General features: G+C 68.6%; 12 protein-coding genes and 1 tRNA gene. 7 read left to right on the top strand and 6 right to left on the bottom strand.

Translation table 11 applies throughout. The annotated features are described in order from the left end of the window. The first annotated feature begins 426 nt into the window (after positions 1 to 426). Positions 427 to 1,254: a DUF2189 domain-containing protein gene (locus tag AC1DSZ_RS02630; RefSeq protein ID WP_476836826.1), complete on the top strand. Its 828-nt coding sequence runs from the start codon at positions 427 to 429 to the stop codon at positions 1,252 to 1,254. 84 nt (positions 1,255 to 1,338) lie between these two features. Beyond that, entirely contained in the window at positions 1,339 to 2,460 is a 1,122-nt protein-coding gene (locus AC1DSZ_RS02625) for a M20 family metallopeptidase (RefSeq protein WP_476836825.1), read from the top strand. 51 nt (positions 2,461 to 2,511) lie between these two features. Here the strand turns inward: AC1DSZ_RS02625 and AC1DSZ_RS02620 are convergent, their stop codons facing one another. Beyond that, positions 2,512 to 3,141, bottom strand: a complete 630-nt coding sequence (locus AC1DSZ_RS02620; protein WP_476836824.1) for a MarC family protein — start codon at positions 3,139 to 3,141, stop codon at positions 2,512 to 2,514. A gap of 260 nt (positions 3,142 to 3,401) precedes the next feature. Between AC1DSZ_RS02620 and gyrA the strand changes: the two genes are divergently transcribed. From gyrA to AC1DSZ_RS02600, 4 genes are all read left to right on the top strand, one after another. Further along, positions 3,402 to 6,206, top strand: a complete 2,805-nt coding sequence (gene gyrA / locus AC1DSZ_RS02615; RefSeq protein WP_476836823.1) for a DNA gyrase subunit A — start codon at positions 3,402 to 3,404, stop codon at positions 6,204 to 6,206. Positions 6,207 to 6,360: 154 nt separating this feature from the next. Then, positions 6,361 to 6,438: transfer RNA gene (locus AC1DSZ_RS02610), tRNA-Pro, on the top strand. Between the two features lie 190 nt (positions 6,439 to 6,628). Beyond that, positions 6,629 to 6,916, top strand: coding sequence for a GYD domain-containing protein (locus AC1DSZ_RS02605; protein WP_476836822.1), 288 nt, complete (start codon positions 6,629 to 6,631; stop codon positions 6,914 to 6,916). A gap of 122 nt (positions 6,917 to 7,038) precedes the next feature. After that, entirely contained in the window at positions 7,039 to 8,151 is a 1,113-nt protein-coding gene (locus AC1DSZ_RS02600; protein ID WP_476836821.1) for a glycosyltransferase family 4 protein, read from the top strand. On the opposite strand, the gene AC1DSZ_RS02595 is transcribed toward AC1DSZ_RS02600, so the two are convergent. From AC1DSZ_RS02595 to AC1DSZ_RS02580, 4 genes are all read right to left on the bottom strand, one after another. After that, on the bottom strand, positions 8,121 to 9,434 hold the full coding sequence (locus tag AC1DSZ_RS02595) for an O-antigen ligase family protein (RefSeq protein WP_476836820.1): 1,314 nt from the start codon (positions 9,432 to 9,434) through the stop codon (positions 8,121 to 8,123). The two genes, AC1DSZ_RS02600 and AC1DSZ_RS02595, sit on opposite strands and share 31 nt — an antisense overlap. Beyond that, entirely contained in the window at positions 9,431 to 10,966 is a 1,536-nt protein-coding gene (locus AC1DSZ_RS02590; protein ID WP_476836819.1) for an undecaprenyl-phosphate glucose phosphotransferase, read from the bottom strand. Before AC1DSZ_RS02590 ends, AC1DSZ_RS02595 begins: the two co-directional genes overlap by 4 nt. Before the next feature lie 77 nt (positions 10,967 to 11,043). After that, positions 11,044 to 12,141 carry a glycosyltransferase family 4 protein gene (locus tag AC1DSZ_RS02585; RefSeq protein WP_476836818.1) on the bottom strand — a complete coding sequence of 366 codons (1,098 nt, stop codon included), beginning with the start codon at positions 12,139 to 12,141 and terminating at the stop codon, positions 11,044 to 11,046. A 36-nt stretch (positions 12,142 to 12,177) separates the two neighbouring features. Then, complete coding sequence (locus tag AC1DSZ_RS02580; RefSeq protein WP_476836817.1) at positions 12,178 to 12,735, bottom strand: polysaccharide biosynthesis/export family protein; 558 nt, start codon at positions 12,733 to 12,735, stop codon at positions 12,178 to 12,180. Between the two features lie 164 nt (positions 12,736 to 12,899). Here AC1DSZ_RS02580 and AC1DSZ_RS02575 point away from each other — a divergent pair, with 164 nt between their 5' ends. Continuing rightward, entirely contained in the window at positions 12,900 to 15,068 is a 2,169-nt protein-coding gene (locus AC1DSZ_RS02575; RefSeq protein ID WP_476836816.1) for a GumC family protein, read from the top strand. 17 nt (positions 15,069 to 15,085) lie between these two features. On the opposite strand, the gene AC1DSZ_RS02570 is transcribed toward AC1DSZ_RS02575, so the two are convergent. Further along, on the bottom strand, positions 15,086 to 16,267 hold the full coding sequence (locus tag AC1DSZ_RS02570) for a GNAT family N-acetyltransferase (RefSeq protein WP_476836815.1): 1,182 nt from the start codon (positions 16,265 to 16,267) through the stop codon (positions 15,086 to 15,088). Positions 16,268 to 16,303: the final 36 nt, after the last annotated feature.

The raw sequence follows: 16,303 nt of genomic DNA, 5'->3' as shown, positions 1-16,303 counted from the left end.
CGCCCCATCTCTGAGAACCGGGCCGAGGATCATCCAGCCACCCTCGATACCCTCATCCTGAGGCGCAGGCCGTTTTCGGCCTGCGTCTCGGAGGACGAGGGCTCCCAGCTTGCGCAACGGTTTCGGCTTCCTCGACTCCCTTTTCCTTTGAGACCCATCGCCAAGGGGTGACGCTCCTCAGGATGAGGGGCGTCGAGCGAACAAGTCACCAGACTCCGAGGCTGGGGGAACCGTTGGCCGTCATGTCAGCCCGGGACTGGCTCGCGTCGCTTCCGGGATGCCGGCTCCTCTCTGCTAAAGAAGAGCGCCGTCCGGCTTGATCCCATCAGGCCTAGCCGACATGCTGCCGAAACGGCGCGCGCGTTCCCCCGACGCACGCCGGATGCAAAGCGAGGCCTGCACGCATAGGCCCGGGAGGGGGACGTCATGACGGATGCTGCTGAGGCGACTGGCCTGGATGCGGCCGAGTGCGAGCCCTCCCAGGCTCCGCGCGCCGAACCCAAGGTGCGGACCATTCGCTTCTCCGACATCGGCGAGGCATTGGCCGACGGCATTCGCGATTTCCAGGCCGCGCCGCTGTACGGGCTCTTCTTCGGCGGGATCTATGCGGTGGGCGGCGTCGTGCTCGTACTGGCGGCCACGTCCTGGGGGATGGGCTACCTCGTCTATCCGCTCGCGGCCGGCTTCGCGCTGATCGGGCCCTTCGTGGCCGTCGGGCTTTATGAGGTGTCGCGCCGCCGCGAGGCAGGCCTGCCGCTAGGCTGGGGCGGGGTGCTCGGCGTCGTGTTCGCGCAGAGCCGGCGCGAACTGGGGTGGATGGCCTTCGTGACGCTCTTCGTATTCCTGCTGTGGATGTATCAGATCCGGCTGCTCATCGCGCTGTTCTTCGGCTTTCAGTCCTTCGCGATGACGGACTTTCTCCATGTGCTGCTGACGACGCCCGAAGGGTGGCTGTTCCTCGCCATCGGGCACGCCGATGGGGCCGTGCTGTCGCTTGTCCTGTTTTCGCTGACGGTGGTGTCGTTCCCGCTGCTGCTGGACCGGGACGTCGACTTCATCACCGCGATGATCACCAGCGTCCGATCCGTCACCCGGAGCCCGGGCCCGATGCTGGCCTGGGCCGCGATGGTGGTCGGGCTCCTGATCGTCGCGTCGGCGCCGATGTTTCTCGGGCTCTTCGTGGTTCTGCCGGTTCTCGGCCACACGACATGGCGGCTTTATCGCCGGCTGGTCGAGCCCGCAGAGGCCGGCTGAACGCCCATGGCTGGCCATCCCGGCGAGAGATGTTTTAAACAGGGCTCAGAGAAGACGCGCCAAAACGCCCTGGAGGCCTCCCTGATGAGCTCTTTCGACCTCGACGCCATGCTCGCCGGTATCTCGCGCTGGGTCGCGATCGAGAGTCCCACCAGCGACGCGGCCGGCGTCAACCGGATGATCGACACCGTCGCGCAGGACGTCGAGGGGCTGCCGATCGCGATCGAGCGCATTCCCGGCAAGGAGGGTCTCGGCGACAGCATCGTGTTGCGGGCTGGCCCGCAGACAGATCGCGCCGGCATCCTGGTGATGTCGCATGTCGACACCGTCCACCCGCTCGGCACGCTCGCCAAGGACCTACCGATCCGCCGCGAGGGCGACAAGCTCTTCGGCCCCGGCATCTACGACATGAAGGGCGGCGCCTATCTGGCGCTCGAGGCCTTCAAGCGCGCGGCTTCGGCCGGGGCGGCCCAGCCACTCACCTTTCTGTTCACGCCAGACGAGGAGATCGGCTCGCCCACCACGCGCGGCCTGATCGAGGAGCTCGGACGGAAGGCTTCCGCCGTGCTGGTGACAGAGCCGGCCCGCGACAACGGCAAGATCGTTACCGCTCGCAAGGGCGTAGGGCGGTTCGACGTTCATGTGGAAGGCCGGCCCGCCCATTCCGGCTCGCGCCATCCCGATGGCCGCAGCGCCATCCGGGAGGCGGCGCGCCAGATTCTCGCAATCGAGGCCATGACGGATTACGCCCGCGGCGTCACCACCACGGTGGGGATGATGGCCGGCGGCACCGCCGCCAACGTGATTCCCCAGCACGCGCGGTTCTCTGTCGACCTGCGGGTGGTCGAGCCGGCGGATGGCGAGGAGTTCAAGGCGCGGATACTGGGGCTCGCGCCGCATGATCCTGATTGCCGGATCACCGTCGTGGGAGACATGAACCGGCCGCCCTACAAAAAGACCGCCGAAGTCGACAGCCTGTACCAGAAGGCGAGGGCGCTGGCGGCCGAGATCGGAATCGACCTGCAGGACGTGCCGCAGACCGGGGGCGGCAGCGACGGCAACTTCACGGCTGCGCTCGGCGTGCCCACGCTGGACGGCCTCGGCATCGACGGCGACGGCGCGCATACGCTGCACGAGCACGCGCTGGTGTCCTCGGTCGTGCCCCGGGCGCAATTGATGGAACGCCTGCTGACGCGGCTGGCGTAGGCGGCCCGGAGGCCACCGAAAGGCCCACCGCGGCTTCACGCCGCCGCGGCCTCAGGCCGCCGAGATCGCCTTCACGCCGTCGGCGACGAACTGCACGGCCAGCGCAGCCAGGATGACGCCCAGGAGGCGGGTGAGCACGACGTTGCCCGTGACTCCGAGCCAGCGGGACACCTGGCTGGCGGTGTAGAACACCACGAGGCAGCTGGCGCAGACGCCGACGATGACGGCGAGCAGCACGCCGAGCCGCAACGGGTCGCCGCCGGCGCGGCCCGCCAGCAGGATCGTGGCCGTGATGGCGCCGGGCCCCGCCATCAGCGGGATGGCGAGCGGAAAGGCCGCGACGTTGCGGATGTGGTCGAGCGTGATCGCCTTCTCGGCAGCGTCGCCCTTGCGCTCCTGTCGGCCGCCGAACACCATCTCAAAGGCGATCCAGAACAGCAGCAGCCCGCCCGCGATGCGGAACGCCTGCAGGGTGATGCCGAGCGCGTTCAGGAGCTGCGCGCCCGCAAGCCCGGACGCGCCCATGATGGCGGCCGCGATGATGGACGCCCGCAGCCCCACCTGGCGGCGTTCCGGATCGCTCATGCCGCGCGTGACGCCCAGGAACAGCGGCGCGAGGCCCGGCGGGTCCACGGTGACGAGCAGGGTGACGAGCGCGGAGGTCAGGAATTCGAACAGCATCCCGGGAGCTTAGACGACCAATCGTGGTTCGCGGAACAACAAAGCCGCAACGCCGCCGAGAGCCCGTTTCGGGCCGCTCGGACCCGCCGTTTCGCCTCCGCTGCGCGACTTCGGCCGCCACACCGCGGCCTCAATTGCAAAATTCTGATAAGTATCTGTTTCGATTGTCTTTTTTGTCCCCGTGATTCGACCCCCATGGGTGGCCCCGGAGAGCGGAATCGTTTATTAAAAACCAATCAGATCATTGACCGGACAGCACATTGGCCGACGAAGACAAAAACGCTCCCGCTGGTGGCGGCGAGGGGCAGGATATCCGCCCGGTTTCCATCACGGACGAAATGAAGCGCAGCTACCTCGATTACGCGATGAGCGTGATCGTGTCGCGCGCGCTGCCGGACGCCCGTGACGGCTTGAAGCCGGTGCATCGGCGCATTCTCTATTCGATGGCCGAGAACGGCTACACGCCGGACAAGCCGTATCGCAAGTCGGCGCGCGTGGTCGGCGACGTGATCGGTAAATACCACCCGCACGGCGACCAATCGATCTACGACGCGCTGGTGCGCATGGCGCAGGAATTCTCCATGCGCCTGCCGCTGGTCGACGGCCAGGGCAATTTCGGCTCGGTCGACGGCGACCCGGCGGCGGCCATGCGATACACCGAGGTGCGCCTGGCGCGCCCGGCCATGAGCCTGCTTGACGACCTCGACAAGGACACGGTCGACTTCCAGCCCAACTATGACGGCTCCGAGCGGGAGCCCATGGTGCTGCCCGCCCGCTATCCGAACCTGCTGGTGAACGGCGCCGGCGGCATCGCGGTTGGCATGGCGACGAATGTGCCGCCGCACAATCTCGGCGAGGTGATCGACGGCTGCATCGCGTTCATCAACGACCCGGAGATAACGGTCGAAGGGCTCATGGAGTACATCCAGGGCCCTGACTTCCCGACCGGCGGCTCCATCCTGGGCCGGGGCGGCATCCGCAGCGCCTACCTGACCGGCCGCGGCTCCGTGATCATGCGGGCCAAGACGAAGACCGAGACGATCCGCAAGGATCGCGAGGCGATCATCGTCAACGAGATCCCGTATCAGATCAACAAGGCGGTGCTGATCGAGAAGATCGCCGATCTCGTGCGCGAGAAGCGCGTCGAGGGCATCTCGGACCTGCGCGACGAGTCCGATCGCGACGGCATGCGCATCGTCATCGAGATCAAGCGCGACGCCGTGGCCGACGTGATTCTGAACCAGCTGTTCCGCTACACGGCGCTGCAGACGAGCTTCGGCTGCAACATGGTGGCGCTGAACGGCGGCCGCCCCGAGACGCTGACGCTGCGCGACCTGATCGCCGCCTTCGTGGACTTCCGCGAGGAGGTGGTGAGCCGGCGCACGCGCTTCCTGCTCGGCAAGGCGCGCGACCGCGCCCACGTGCTCGTCGGCCTCGCGATCGCGGTCGCGAACATCGACGAGGTCATCTACACGATCCGCAACTCGCCGGACGCCAACACGGCCCGCGAGGCGCTGATGTCGCGCGACTGGCCGGCCAAGGACGTCGCGCCGCTGATCGCGCTGATCGACGACCCGCGCCACCGCGTGTCTGAGAATGACACCTACCGCCTCTCCGAGGCGCAGGCCCGCGCCATCCTCGACCTGCGCCTCCAGCGCCTCACGGCGTTGGGCCGGGACGAGATCGCGGACGAGCTGAACAAGCTCGCGGCGGAGATATCCGACTATCTCGACATCCTGCGCTCGCGCGAGCGCATCATGGGGATCGTCACCACGGAGCTCGCCGAGGTGAAGGCGGCCTTCGCGACGCCGCGCAAGACCATCCTGATCGAGTGGGACGCGGACCTCGACGACGAGGACCTCATCCAGCGCGAGGACATGGTCGTCACCGTGTCGCACGCCGGCTACATCAAGCGCGTGCCGCTCTCGACCTACCGGGCGCAGCGGCGCGGCGGCAAGGGCCGCTCGGGCATGCAGACGCGCGAGGAGGATTTCGTCTCGCGCCTGTTCGTGGCTTCCACGCACACGCCGGTGCTGTTCTTCTCGTCGCGCGGCCAGGTCTACAAGGAGAAGGTCTGGCGCCTGCCGCTCACCGCCCCGCAGGCGCGCGGCAAGGCGCTGGTGAACATGCTGCCGCTGCAGGGGCAGGAGCGCATCACCACCATCATGCCGCTGCCCGAGGACGAGGCCGCCTGGGACACGCTCGACGTGATGTTCGCGACCGCCTCCGGCGGCGTCCGGCGCAACAAGCTCTCGGACTTCGTGAACGTGAACCGCAACGGCAAGATCGCGATGAAGCTGGACGAGGGCGACCACATCGTCGACGTCCAGATCTGCTCGGCCGAGGACGACGTGCTGCTCACCACGGCGCGCGGCCAGTGCATCCGCTTCTGCGTCGACGACGTGCGCGTGTTCAAGGGCCGCGACTCCACCGGCGTGCGCGGCATCTCGTTGGGCAAGGACGACACCGTCATCTCGCTGGCGATCCTCAACCACGTCGAGGCTTCGGCCGAGGAGCGCGCCGCCTATCTCAAGATGCGCCGCGCCATCCAGGGCGAGGCGGCCTCCGACGAAGTCGCAGCCGACGACGAGGAGACTGCCGACGCGCCCGCCGCCGCCATCTCGCAGGAGCGCTACGCGGCGCTCTCGGCGCGCGAGCAGGTGATTCTCACCCTCTCGCAGAACGGCTACGGCAAGCGCACCTCGGCCTACGAGGTCCGCGTCACGGGCCGCGGCGGCAAGGGCATCGTCGCCATGGTGGTGAACGACCGCAACGGGCCGCTGGTGGCGTCCTTCCCGGTCGATCACTCGGACCAGATCATGCTGGTCACGGATGGCGGCCAGCTCATTCGCTGCCCCGTGGAGGGCATCCGCATCGCCGGCCGCGGCACGCAGGGCGTGATCGTGTTCGACACCGCCAAGGACGAGAAGGTCGTCTCGGTGGAGCGGATCTCGGACGAGGGCGACGAAGCTCCCACGGCGAACGGCGAAGCCGGCCCGCTGCCTGACGGCGGCGAAGGGGAGGGCGAAAGCCCCGACGCGCCCGAGGGCGGCCCCGAAGACTGAGGCGCTCCATCACGAAACGCCAGGAATGGCCGGCCTCGCGCCGGCCATTCGCTTGTCGGGAGGTCGCCGCGGCGGCGCGGCCGCGGAAAACCCCACCCGGCGACGCCGGAAGCGGTTGCGCCCGCCGCCTTGGCTGCGTATAAGCGCGCCACGTCGGAGTGTAGCGCAGCCCGGTTAGCGCACTTGTCTGGGGGACAAGGGGTCGTGGGTTCGAATCCCGCCACTCCGACCATCAAAAGCCTGCCCTTGTCAGAGACTTGGGCGGGCTTTTTGTTTTTTCAGCCGGGCCTCGCCGGCGATTCCCGCCAAGCCGTCCCACGCCAAGCTTAGGCCGCGCGGCATAGAGCTTCTGCGCCGAAGACGGCTTTGGGGCGGGTGTACAATCCTTCTCGCTGGGTGGCGCACGCGGCAGGGAGGATCCCATGAAATACATCGCTCTGATCAACTGGACCGACCAGGGAGTGCAGGCCGCCAAGGATTCCCCGAAGCGCCTCGATCGCGCCCGCGACATGGGCCACGCCTACGGCGTCTCGATCGAGCAGGCGTTCATGACCATGGGCGATGTCGACATGGTGTGCATCGTCGACGCGCCCGACGACGCCTCCTTCGCGCGGTTCGGCCTCAAGCTGGCCGGGACCGGCGCCGTGCGGACCAGAACGCTCAAAGCCTTCACCGAAGACGAGTACCGCAGCCTGATGAACGGGCTCTGACGGCGAAGCTTGCGCCGCAACGTCGACCCGGCGTGGCGGCGCACCCTGATGGGAGTCCCTGACCGTAATCGAACGTCAAGGATCGCGGTTGTAGGGTCGCTGACATTCGCCAGCGGACCATCATGCCTGCACCTGCGTTCTTTTCGGCCCCGGACCCCACGGTGAGCGCGTCGTCGTCGACGCCCGCCGCGATGGCGGCCGGCCGACACGGCAAGGTCGTGGTCAACATGCGCGCGGCCGCCTTTGAAACCGGCGGCCAGCAGCGCATGACGCTGGAACTGATGCAGCGCCTGCCCGAGGTCGAGCGCGTGGAGCCCGGCCACGCTCTGCGCGGCGCACGCGGGCATGCCTGGGAGCAGTTCGTGCTGCCGTTCCGGGCCGGCGGGCGGCTCCTCTGGTCGCCCTCGGCCACGGGCCCGGTCGCTTACGGCAAGCAGGTCGTCACGCTGCACGACGTGGCGTTCTTCGACATCCCCGAATTCTTTGCGCCGTCCTTTGTCCGGGTCTACCAGACGCTGATCCCGCTTTTGGTGCGCCGCGCCGCCCATGTGGTCACGGTGTCGGAGTTCTCCCGGCGCCGCATCATCGCGCTGTTCGGCCTGCCGGCCGACAAGGTGTCGGTGATCTATAACGGCGTGTCCGCCCATTTCGGCAGGCGCCCGGACGCGGAGGTGGAGGCGGTGCGCAGCCGCTTCGGCATCGAGGGCCGCTACGTGCTGCTGCAGGCGACCTCGGACCCGCGCAAGAACCTCGCCCGCACCCTGGAGGCCTGGAGCCAGGTCCTCCCGTCCTTGCCGGCCGACATGGAGCTGGTGGTGTTCGGCCTCGCCGGCCGCGCGCATGTGTTCGGGCGCTTGCAGGAACTGGCCGCCATGCCGCGCGTGCGTCGGCTGGGCTTCGTGCCGGACGCGGACATGCCGGCGCTGATGAGCGGCGCCGAGTGCTTCCTGTTTCCCTCGCTGTACGAGGGGTTTGGCCTGCCCATCATCGAGGCCATGCGCTGCGGGACCGCGGTGCTTACCAGCGATGCGAGCTCCACCGGAGAGGTTGCGGGCGGCGCCGCGCTGCTGGTTGACCCCACCTCGGCCGAATCGATCGGCCGCGGCCTTCTGGACCTCGTCGGCGATGCGGATCTGCGGGCGCGTCTGGTCGCCGGTGGCGCCGCGCGCGCCGCCGAGTTCGACTGGGACGACGCGGCCCGCGGCTACGCCCGGCTGTTCGACAGGCTGGCGTAAGGCAGCGCCGGCGCACCTGCCGGGGCCGACGCATGGGCGGACTTCCAGCGGCTCGCCATGATGGCCAGGCCCCACACCATTCCGCTCAGCATCCAGAAATGCCGCCAGTGGTCGGTGTCGATCTGGAAGCCCTGCACGATCTGCGGAAACAGGCAGCACCAGAGCGCAATCGCGTCATGCTGGAAAGGGGTGCGCTGGAACGCCATGCGCCAGCCGATCACGCAAGTGATGATCACGAACGCCAGATAGCTGATCCCGCCGAGCCAGCCATAAGAGCTGAACGCGAACACGAAGACGTTGTGCGGGTTCTCGCCGAAGCGCTTGTCGAATTGCAGCGGACCGAACCCGTTGGGCAGGTCGAGCAGCAGCGGAATGGAGCGCTTCTGGTTGCCGAAGCGGCCGGTCTCGCCCGAATCGTAGCTCTGCAGCAGGACGGCCCGTTCCTGGAGCATGTTGGCCATCGAGCGGTTGGTCAGCACGGCCGCTCCGGCGATCAACCCGCAAAGCAGAAACAGGCTGGTAACCCAGGCGATGCGTCGCCGCTGCGCCCAGCTGCGCGAGGTGAGAAGGTTCAGCCCCACCACCATTGCGAGGCTCAGGCCGAGCACACCCCAGGCGCCGCGAGAGAACGAGATCAAAACCGCGAAACTCAGGAAGACCAGCGTCAGCACCGAGAGCGTCACATGGCGCGTGCGGCCCGTCACCACCCCGTGAAACAGAAACGTGGCCCCGACCGCGATGAACGGCCCGAACACGTTCGGGTCCTTGAACATGCCGGATGCACGCGTGCCACTGAAGGCCGTCAACAGGCTGGAAAGGCCGGCGACGTTGAAATAGCCCAGCGTTCCGGCGACCGCGGCGATCACGGCGGCGAGGATCTGCGCCCGCTGGATCAGCGCCACGCGCTGGTGGGTGCGATCCATCATGATGACGACGAAAAACAGCGTCACGGCCAGCATGTAGACCGACACGGCCGTGAAGATCACCGCCTTCTGGTCACCGGTGACCTTGGTGAGCGAGATCGCGCCGCCGAGGTTGAACAGCGTCAGCAAGACGATCAGCGGAACGGATTCGCGCGGCAGCTTGAAACCGGTCAGCAGCATCACCAGCCCGGCGAGCGTGAAGACGACCTCGAACGGGGAGGGCTCGATGAAGACGATCGCGCCGCACAGAACGAGAAGCCACAGGATGCCGTTCTGGACTGCCGCCACGGGCGGGCCGCGCCGGGCCGCATAGGCTACGGGCGCGGGGGCTGCCCCGGAGTGGGCGGCCGCGAAGGTCAATATGCGTTCTCGGTCTTTGTGGCGAGCGCGATGGGGGTCGCGGCCAGAATGTAGAGGTCGAAGAACACGGACCAGTTCTCGATGTAGTAGAGGTCGTGCTCGACGCGCTTCTGGATCTTCTCCAGCGTGTCCGTCTCGCCGCGCCAGCCCTTGATTTGGGCCCAGCCGGTGATGCCCGGCTTCACGCGGTGGCGGGCGAAATAGCCGTCGATGATGTCGTCATAGCGCCGGTTCTCGGCGCTGGCGTTCACCGCGTGAGGGCGGGGGCCGACGAGCGAGAGGTTGCCCTTGAACACCACGTTGAAGAGCTGCGGCAGCTCGTCGAGCGAGGTCTTGCGGATGATGCGGCCGACGCGGGTCACGCGCGGATCGTTGCGCGTGGCGAGCTTGGAGGCGGTGAGGTCCGCCTGGTCGGCATACATCGAGCGGAACTTGAAGACCTCGATCAGCTCGTTGTTGAAGCCGTAGCGACGCTGGCGGAAAAACACCGGGCCCTTCGAGTCGAGCTTCACGGCCAGCGCCGTGGCGAGCATCAGCGGCGTGAGCAGCACCAGCAGGCAGGCTCCGACCACGCGGTCGAAGAGCCACTTGAACACCACGTCCCAGTCGGCGATCGGCCGGTCCGTGACGGCCAGAACCGGCACGGAGCCGATATACGAATAGGAGCGCGGCCGCAGGCGGAGCTTGCTCTGGTGCGCCGAGAGCCGGATGTCGACCGGCAGCACCCACAGCTTGCGAAGCATGGAGAGGATGCGGTCCTCGGCGGTGATCGGGAGGGTGAAGATCACCAAATCGAGGTTGGCGCGCCGCACGAAGTCGACGAGGTCGTCCGTCGTGCCCAGCTTCGGGTAGCCGCCGACGCTTTCAGGCGAACGCTGCTCGTCGCGGTCATCAAACACGCCGATGACGCGAACCTCCGATTCGGGCTGGGCGTCGAGCGCACGCAGGAGGCTCTCGGCGGCGGGGCCGCCGCCCACGATGGCGGTTCGCCTGTCGAGGAGGCCCTGGCGGAGCATGCCGCGCACCGTCGTGCGGACGATCAGGCGCAGGCAAAGCAGCCCCACCAGGCCGATGCCGTACCAGGAGACGAACCAGCCGCGCGAGATTTCGTCGCCGAGCTTGAAGATGAATGCGATCGCGAGGGCCGCAAGCCCGACCGCGCTCCACACGGCGGCGATGCGCACCAGGGCCGGGAAGGGGCCCCGCAGGGCGCCGAGCTCGTAGAACTGAAGCGATTGCAGGGCCACCACGGTGGTCAGCGCGGAGCCGACGATCAGGGCCGCATAAGGGACGTCGGGCAGCAAGCCCGACTGCAGGTAGGCGGCGCGCAACAGCACGCCGCTCACGACCAGGAACATGAGCTCGGCCGCCGCGACCACGCTCGAGATGACGTTGGCCGAGTAGGTGCGGGCCCGCGGGCGGGAAGCAATCTCCTCCGCCAGCGCGCTCAGCGACGGCTTTGGTTCGGGGCGTATCGCGGCCACCGAGCCAGCGTCGTTCCGCAACAGGTCGTCCAGTCCGATTTTTGCCATCGCGCGATCGCGGCCGCTCGGCCGCTCTCCAAGCCTCAATCCTTGCCGAACCCTATGCACGATGGCTGACGGAAGCGTTAAATCCTCGCCAGAGCCTTGCGATAAGCCGCTTCGATTCCGCCCGCCATGGCGTCGATGGAAAACGCGGTGGCGACATGCCGGGCGAGGTCTTCGGCTTCGTCCTGGCGCTGCGCCTCGGATTTGGACAGGAGAGCCGCGATGGCGTCGGCCAGCGCGGGCGGGTCATCCGGCTGGACAAGCCTCGTCGCGAATGGCCCCATGATCTCCGGGATGCCGCCCACCGCGGTGGCGATCAGCGGGCGCGCGGCCGCGGCAGCCTCGATCACCACATAGGGAAGCGATTCGGCGCGTGAGGGCACGACCATGACGCGTCCGAGCCGGAAAGCGTCGCGCGCCGGCATGGGGGCCTTGAACGACACCTCGCGCAGGCCGAGCCGTTGCGCCAGGGCCCGGAACTCCGCCTCGTCCGGACCGGCCCCGACCAGAACGGCGGAGGGCTCCCACGGCAGCCGGGCGCGCAAGAGCGTCAACGCGTCGAGCAGCGTGTCCACGCCCTTCAGGGTGCGCAACTCGCCGAGATAGAGAACATCCGCCGCCTCGGGCCCATCCGTGACCGGCACGAATTCGTGCGCCTCCAGCCCGTTGCGGACCACCACGGCATGGTGCGGCGCGTCGCCCAGCATGGCTTCGAACCGTCTGGCCACGTAGTCGCTCTCGAAGGTGAACACCGAGGTGCGGCGCATCAGCAGGCGTTCGACGCGGGTGTAAAGCTTGCCCGCCAGCGTATTGGCGCCGTAATGCGCGCTGCCGCCATGGGGGGTGTAGATGCGCCCGACCCGGCGCAGCCCGACCGGCGCGAGCCGCCCATAGAAGCCGCCCTTGGCGCCGTGGCCATGCACGATGTCGGCTTTGGCGGCGGCGAAAACTCTTGCGATGCGCAGCAGCGCCAGAGCGTCCGCGGGGCCGGGCTCGCGCGGCATGGGGATGCGAAAGGCGCCGAGGCTCAGGCTGGGGCGGATCCGCTCGATGGCGGCCTCGGCCCTCGCGCCGCCGCCCACGTCACAGATCAGGCCGACCGCGTGGCCGGCGGCGGCCTGGGCGCCCGCCAGATCGAGCACATGCCGAAAAAGGCCCCCCATGGGAGCCCGGAACACGTGCAAGATCCGAAGGCGCCCATTCTGGGCCATGGTTCAGAACCAGCGTTCGCGCACGACGATGGTGTCGCCGGGGCGGACCGGGAAAGTGATCGGAACGGTGGCGCTGACCGGCCGGCCGCCGATCTGGCGCGTGATGTCGGCCTGGGTGCGCAGCGCGCGGGGCGAGAACCCGCCCGCGATCGCGATGGCGGTCTGCACCGTCATGGCGTTGACGTAGGGGAATTGACCGGCCGTGGTGACTTCGCCGAGCACGAAGAAGGGGCGGTACTGCTCGACCTCGACGGAAACGCGCGGCTCGCGCAGGTAGCCGTTGCGCAGCCTGGCCTCGATCGCGCGCTCGAGCTGCGTGGTCGTCATGCCGCCGGCCGGCGTCGGGCCGATCAGCGGCAGGGAGACGCGGCCGGATCCATCCACAGCGTAGCTGTTGGACAGATTGTCCTGCCCGAACACGATGATGCGCAGGCGGTCGCCGCTGGCCAGCGTATAGGGAGCGTCGAGTCCTTCCATGAAGCCCGGCGGAGTATACAGGGGCGGCGCGCAGGCCGAAACGGCGGCTGCTCCGAGAAGGATCAGGAACTTGCGACGCGACATCAAGGGGGCTCGCTGCGGGACTCGCCTGAGAGGCGGTCGGATGCGCGATCATGTGCGTCAACGTGGTTAATAAACCCTGACCGTGATGGTGCTCATGCTTAACGTTATCGAAAGCCCGGATCTTCATAGTTACGGCACTGTGTAATCTGTTCTGGGGTTGAGTGATGGCTGATGCTGGTCCCGTCCCCGCCATTGGCGGCGACCTCGATGCGGGACAGCTTGGGCGCGCCTTGCGGCGCCGAAGCCCGCTTATCCTGCTCGCCACCCTCATCGTGTTCGGGCTCACGGCGTTATGGGTGAACACCGCCACGCCGCGCTACACGGCGGACGCCCGCATCCTTCTCCAGCCGGGCGACAATTACTACACGCGCCCGGGCCAGAGCGCGGAGCGCGACCTGCAGATCGACGAGCGCGAGGTGGCCAGCCAGGTTCTTCTTGTGACGTCCCGCGACCTCGCCAAGCGCGCCGTGGACCGATTGCAGCTGAAGGGGAACCCGGAGTTCGACACCAGCGCGTCGGTGGCGGGCGCGCTGAAGAGCGGCCTCGTCTATCTCGGCCTCGCCCGCGCCAGCGAGAACGAGCAGCTGATTGACCGCTTCGTCGAGCGGGTCACGGCCTTTCCGGTGGGGCAGACCCGCGTGATGGCGATCGAGTTCACGTCGTCCGACCCGGACCTTGCGGCGCGCGGCGCCAACGCGATCGCGGAAATCTACCTGGAGCTGCAGGAAGAGGCCAAGCTCAGGGTGGCGCGAAACGCCAGCTCCTGGCTCAACGGCGCGATCGAGCCGCTGCGCCAGAAGCTCGCCGACGCCGAGGCGAAGGTCGAGGCGTTCCGATCGAGCGCCGGGCTCCTGGTCGCCACCAACAACGCCACCCTGCAGCAGCAGCAACTGGCCGAGCTGAACACGCAGCTGAACCAGGTGCGCGGCGCCCAGGCCGATTCGCAGGCCAAGGCCAAGCTGCTGCGCGAAGCCCTCGCTGGCGGCCGCACGCTGGACGTGTCGGATGTGGCGAACAACGATCTCGTGCGCAAGCTCGTGACCGACCGCACGACCGCGAAGGCGCAGATCGCGCTCGAGTCGCGCTCGCTCGGGCCCGGGCACCCGCGCATGAAGGAGCTGCAGGCGCAGCTCGCGGACATCGACGCGCAGATCTCCGCGGCCGCGCTCAAGGCCGTGCGCACGCTCGAGAACGACGCGCGGGTCGCGCAGGCGCGCGTGGACGCGCTCGCGGGCGCGCTCGACGCCACCAAACAACAAAGCATCGCCGCCGGCGAGAAGGACGTGGAGTTGCGGGCGCTGGAGCGGGAGGCGCGGTCGCAGCGCGAGCAGCTCGAGGCCATGATGACGCGCTACCGCGAGGCCACCGCCCGCGACGTGAAGGATGCGTCCCCGCCCGACGCCCGCATCGTGCAGCGCGCCGATCCGCCCGTGGCGCCGTCCTTCCCCAAGAAGGGCCCGATGATCATTATCGCGACTTTGGCGACGCTCCTGGTGATGACCATCTGGGTGATCTGCGCGGAGCTCCTGTCCGGCCGCGCCTTCGGGCCGGTTCCGGCGGCCTATGCGCCGGCCTTTCCGCTGGGCGCGGGGGCGGCCCCGGTCGCGTCCGCTTCGCCGGCCTTGGCGGCCGAGCCGGAGGCGAGCTGGCGGCCGCGGCTTCGCCCGGCCGAGCCTGACGACATTGCGCCGGCCGAGCACGCCTTGGCGCGGCTCGCCGCCGACGCGGCGCAGCGCATGCCGGCCGAGCCGCGGCGCGAGACGCCTGACGGCTCGGTCAGCCTTGCGGATGCGGCGAGCGCCTTCGATGTCGCGATCGGGTCCGGCACGGTGCGGCGCTGCCTGGTGACGCCGATCGGCGGAGCGCCGGCGCGCGACCTTGCTCTGACGCTCGGCCGCCGCCTCGCCAGCGCGCGTCGTCTCGCGCTGATCGACGCCGACACATCCGGCCGCGAATCGACCGCCGGCTTCGCCGAGCTGATCAGCGGGCACGCCTCATTCATCCAGGTCATCCACCGCGATCCCGCGTCGCGGCTTCATCTGGTGTCGTCCGGCGCCCTGAGCGCGGAGGCGATCACCAGCCAGGCGGCGGGGGTGGAGCTCGCGCTGGGCGCGCTTTCGCAGACCTACGACGCCGTGATAGTGGCGACCCCGCCTGCCGAAGAGCGCGCGATCCTCCGTGTGCTGGCGCAATGCGCCGACATGGCCGTGCTGGCCGTGGGCCCCCACGCGTCAGCCGAAGATGTCGCGGATGCGGCGGCGAGCCTGTCGGCCTGGGGCTTGCGCGTGGTCCGGCTGTCCGCCGACAGGGCGCAGGACGTGGCGGCGGCCTGATGGCGGCGCCCTAAGGGTCAGGTAGGCGCGCCGAACCGCAGCGCGACCCGCCGGACCGTCTTCAACAGCCGGACGTCACGCTTCACGATTTCCCGGACCCGGTCAGCGCCGCGCAGGCCCAGCGCCATGGCGTGACCCATCGGGGTGATCGGCAGGGAGACGTCGACGCGCTTCTCCCGCGTGGGGCAAACGTGCCGCTTGTAGCCGTCCTCGCCCATGCCGAGGTCGAAGCTCGACAGCCCGTTCGCGAGCGCCGCCTTGGCGAGCTCCATCGTGAGCACTTCGCCCGGGCTGGAGCGCATGAGCGCCTCGTCGTTCTCGAACGAGATGAAGGCTCCGCTCAGCCGGCGGCCGTCGCTCACTCCGCCGAACGCGGCCGCGATCCGGTCGCCGCACCGGAGCGCCCAGAGCTCCAGCGCGGGACGGCCGTGGTCCAGGCCTGCCAGGGCGGCGCTGCGGAGGAACTGCTGCACGGTCTCGCAGGCGAACGGGTTGGCGATGTGCTGCGCCTTGAAGCGCGCGGCGCGCTGCCGAAAGAACGCCTCCAGCACGTCGTCGACTTCGGCCGCGTTTTGCGCCCTGCGCAGTGACACGGGGCCTATCGCCTCCAGCCAGCGCAGCTTCTTGGCCAGCTTCTTGCGGCTATCCTTGCTGACGAGGCGGCGGACCAGCATGTCGGCCGTTTCGCCCGGCTGGAAGGCGAGGGCGTGCGCATCCTCGCCCGGGCGGGCGCCGGACAGCAGCGCGAAAGGGTTGGCGAAGCCGTCCCACGAGAGCGGCTGCGAGCGCAGGTCGAGCAGGTCCACGCGCGGCAGGGACTCGCGAATTGCAAAGAGCAGCGCGCTGGCGTCCTCGGGGCCGAGCCCGGCCAGGAAGCGGGCGTCGAACAGCCCCATATTCGCGTTGCAGTGCTTGCCGCCCGCGAACCGCGCCAGCCGAGCGGGCCCGGCGCGCAGCACGACGAGCGGGAAGAGCGCCAGCGGAGCGCCGGCCCCATCCGAGACGAGCACGATCGCGGGCGTCTGGCCCTTGCCGGCAGCCACGAACGCGTACCAGGGCGAAAGCCAGTCGAAGCGTTGGTAAGGCGTCGCGACGCCGTTCGCTTCAAGCGCGCGCCAGGCCGATTCGGCATCCTCCGGCGACCGGAAGACCTCGATCCGACTCCACGTCGCAAAAGGGGTGTCCAGTGCGGCGGACATTTCGGCGCTTATCTCTCGATTGCTCTGCAAAATGGC

The organism is Alsobacter sp. P4_H11 (genome assembly GCF_056400925.1).
Note: the sequence above shows the minus strand (reverse complement) of the source record. Positions and strands in the feature narration are given on the sequence as shown.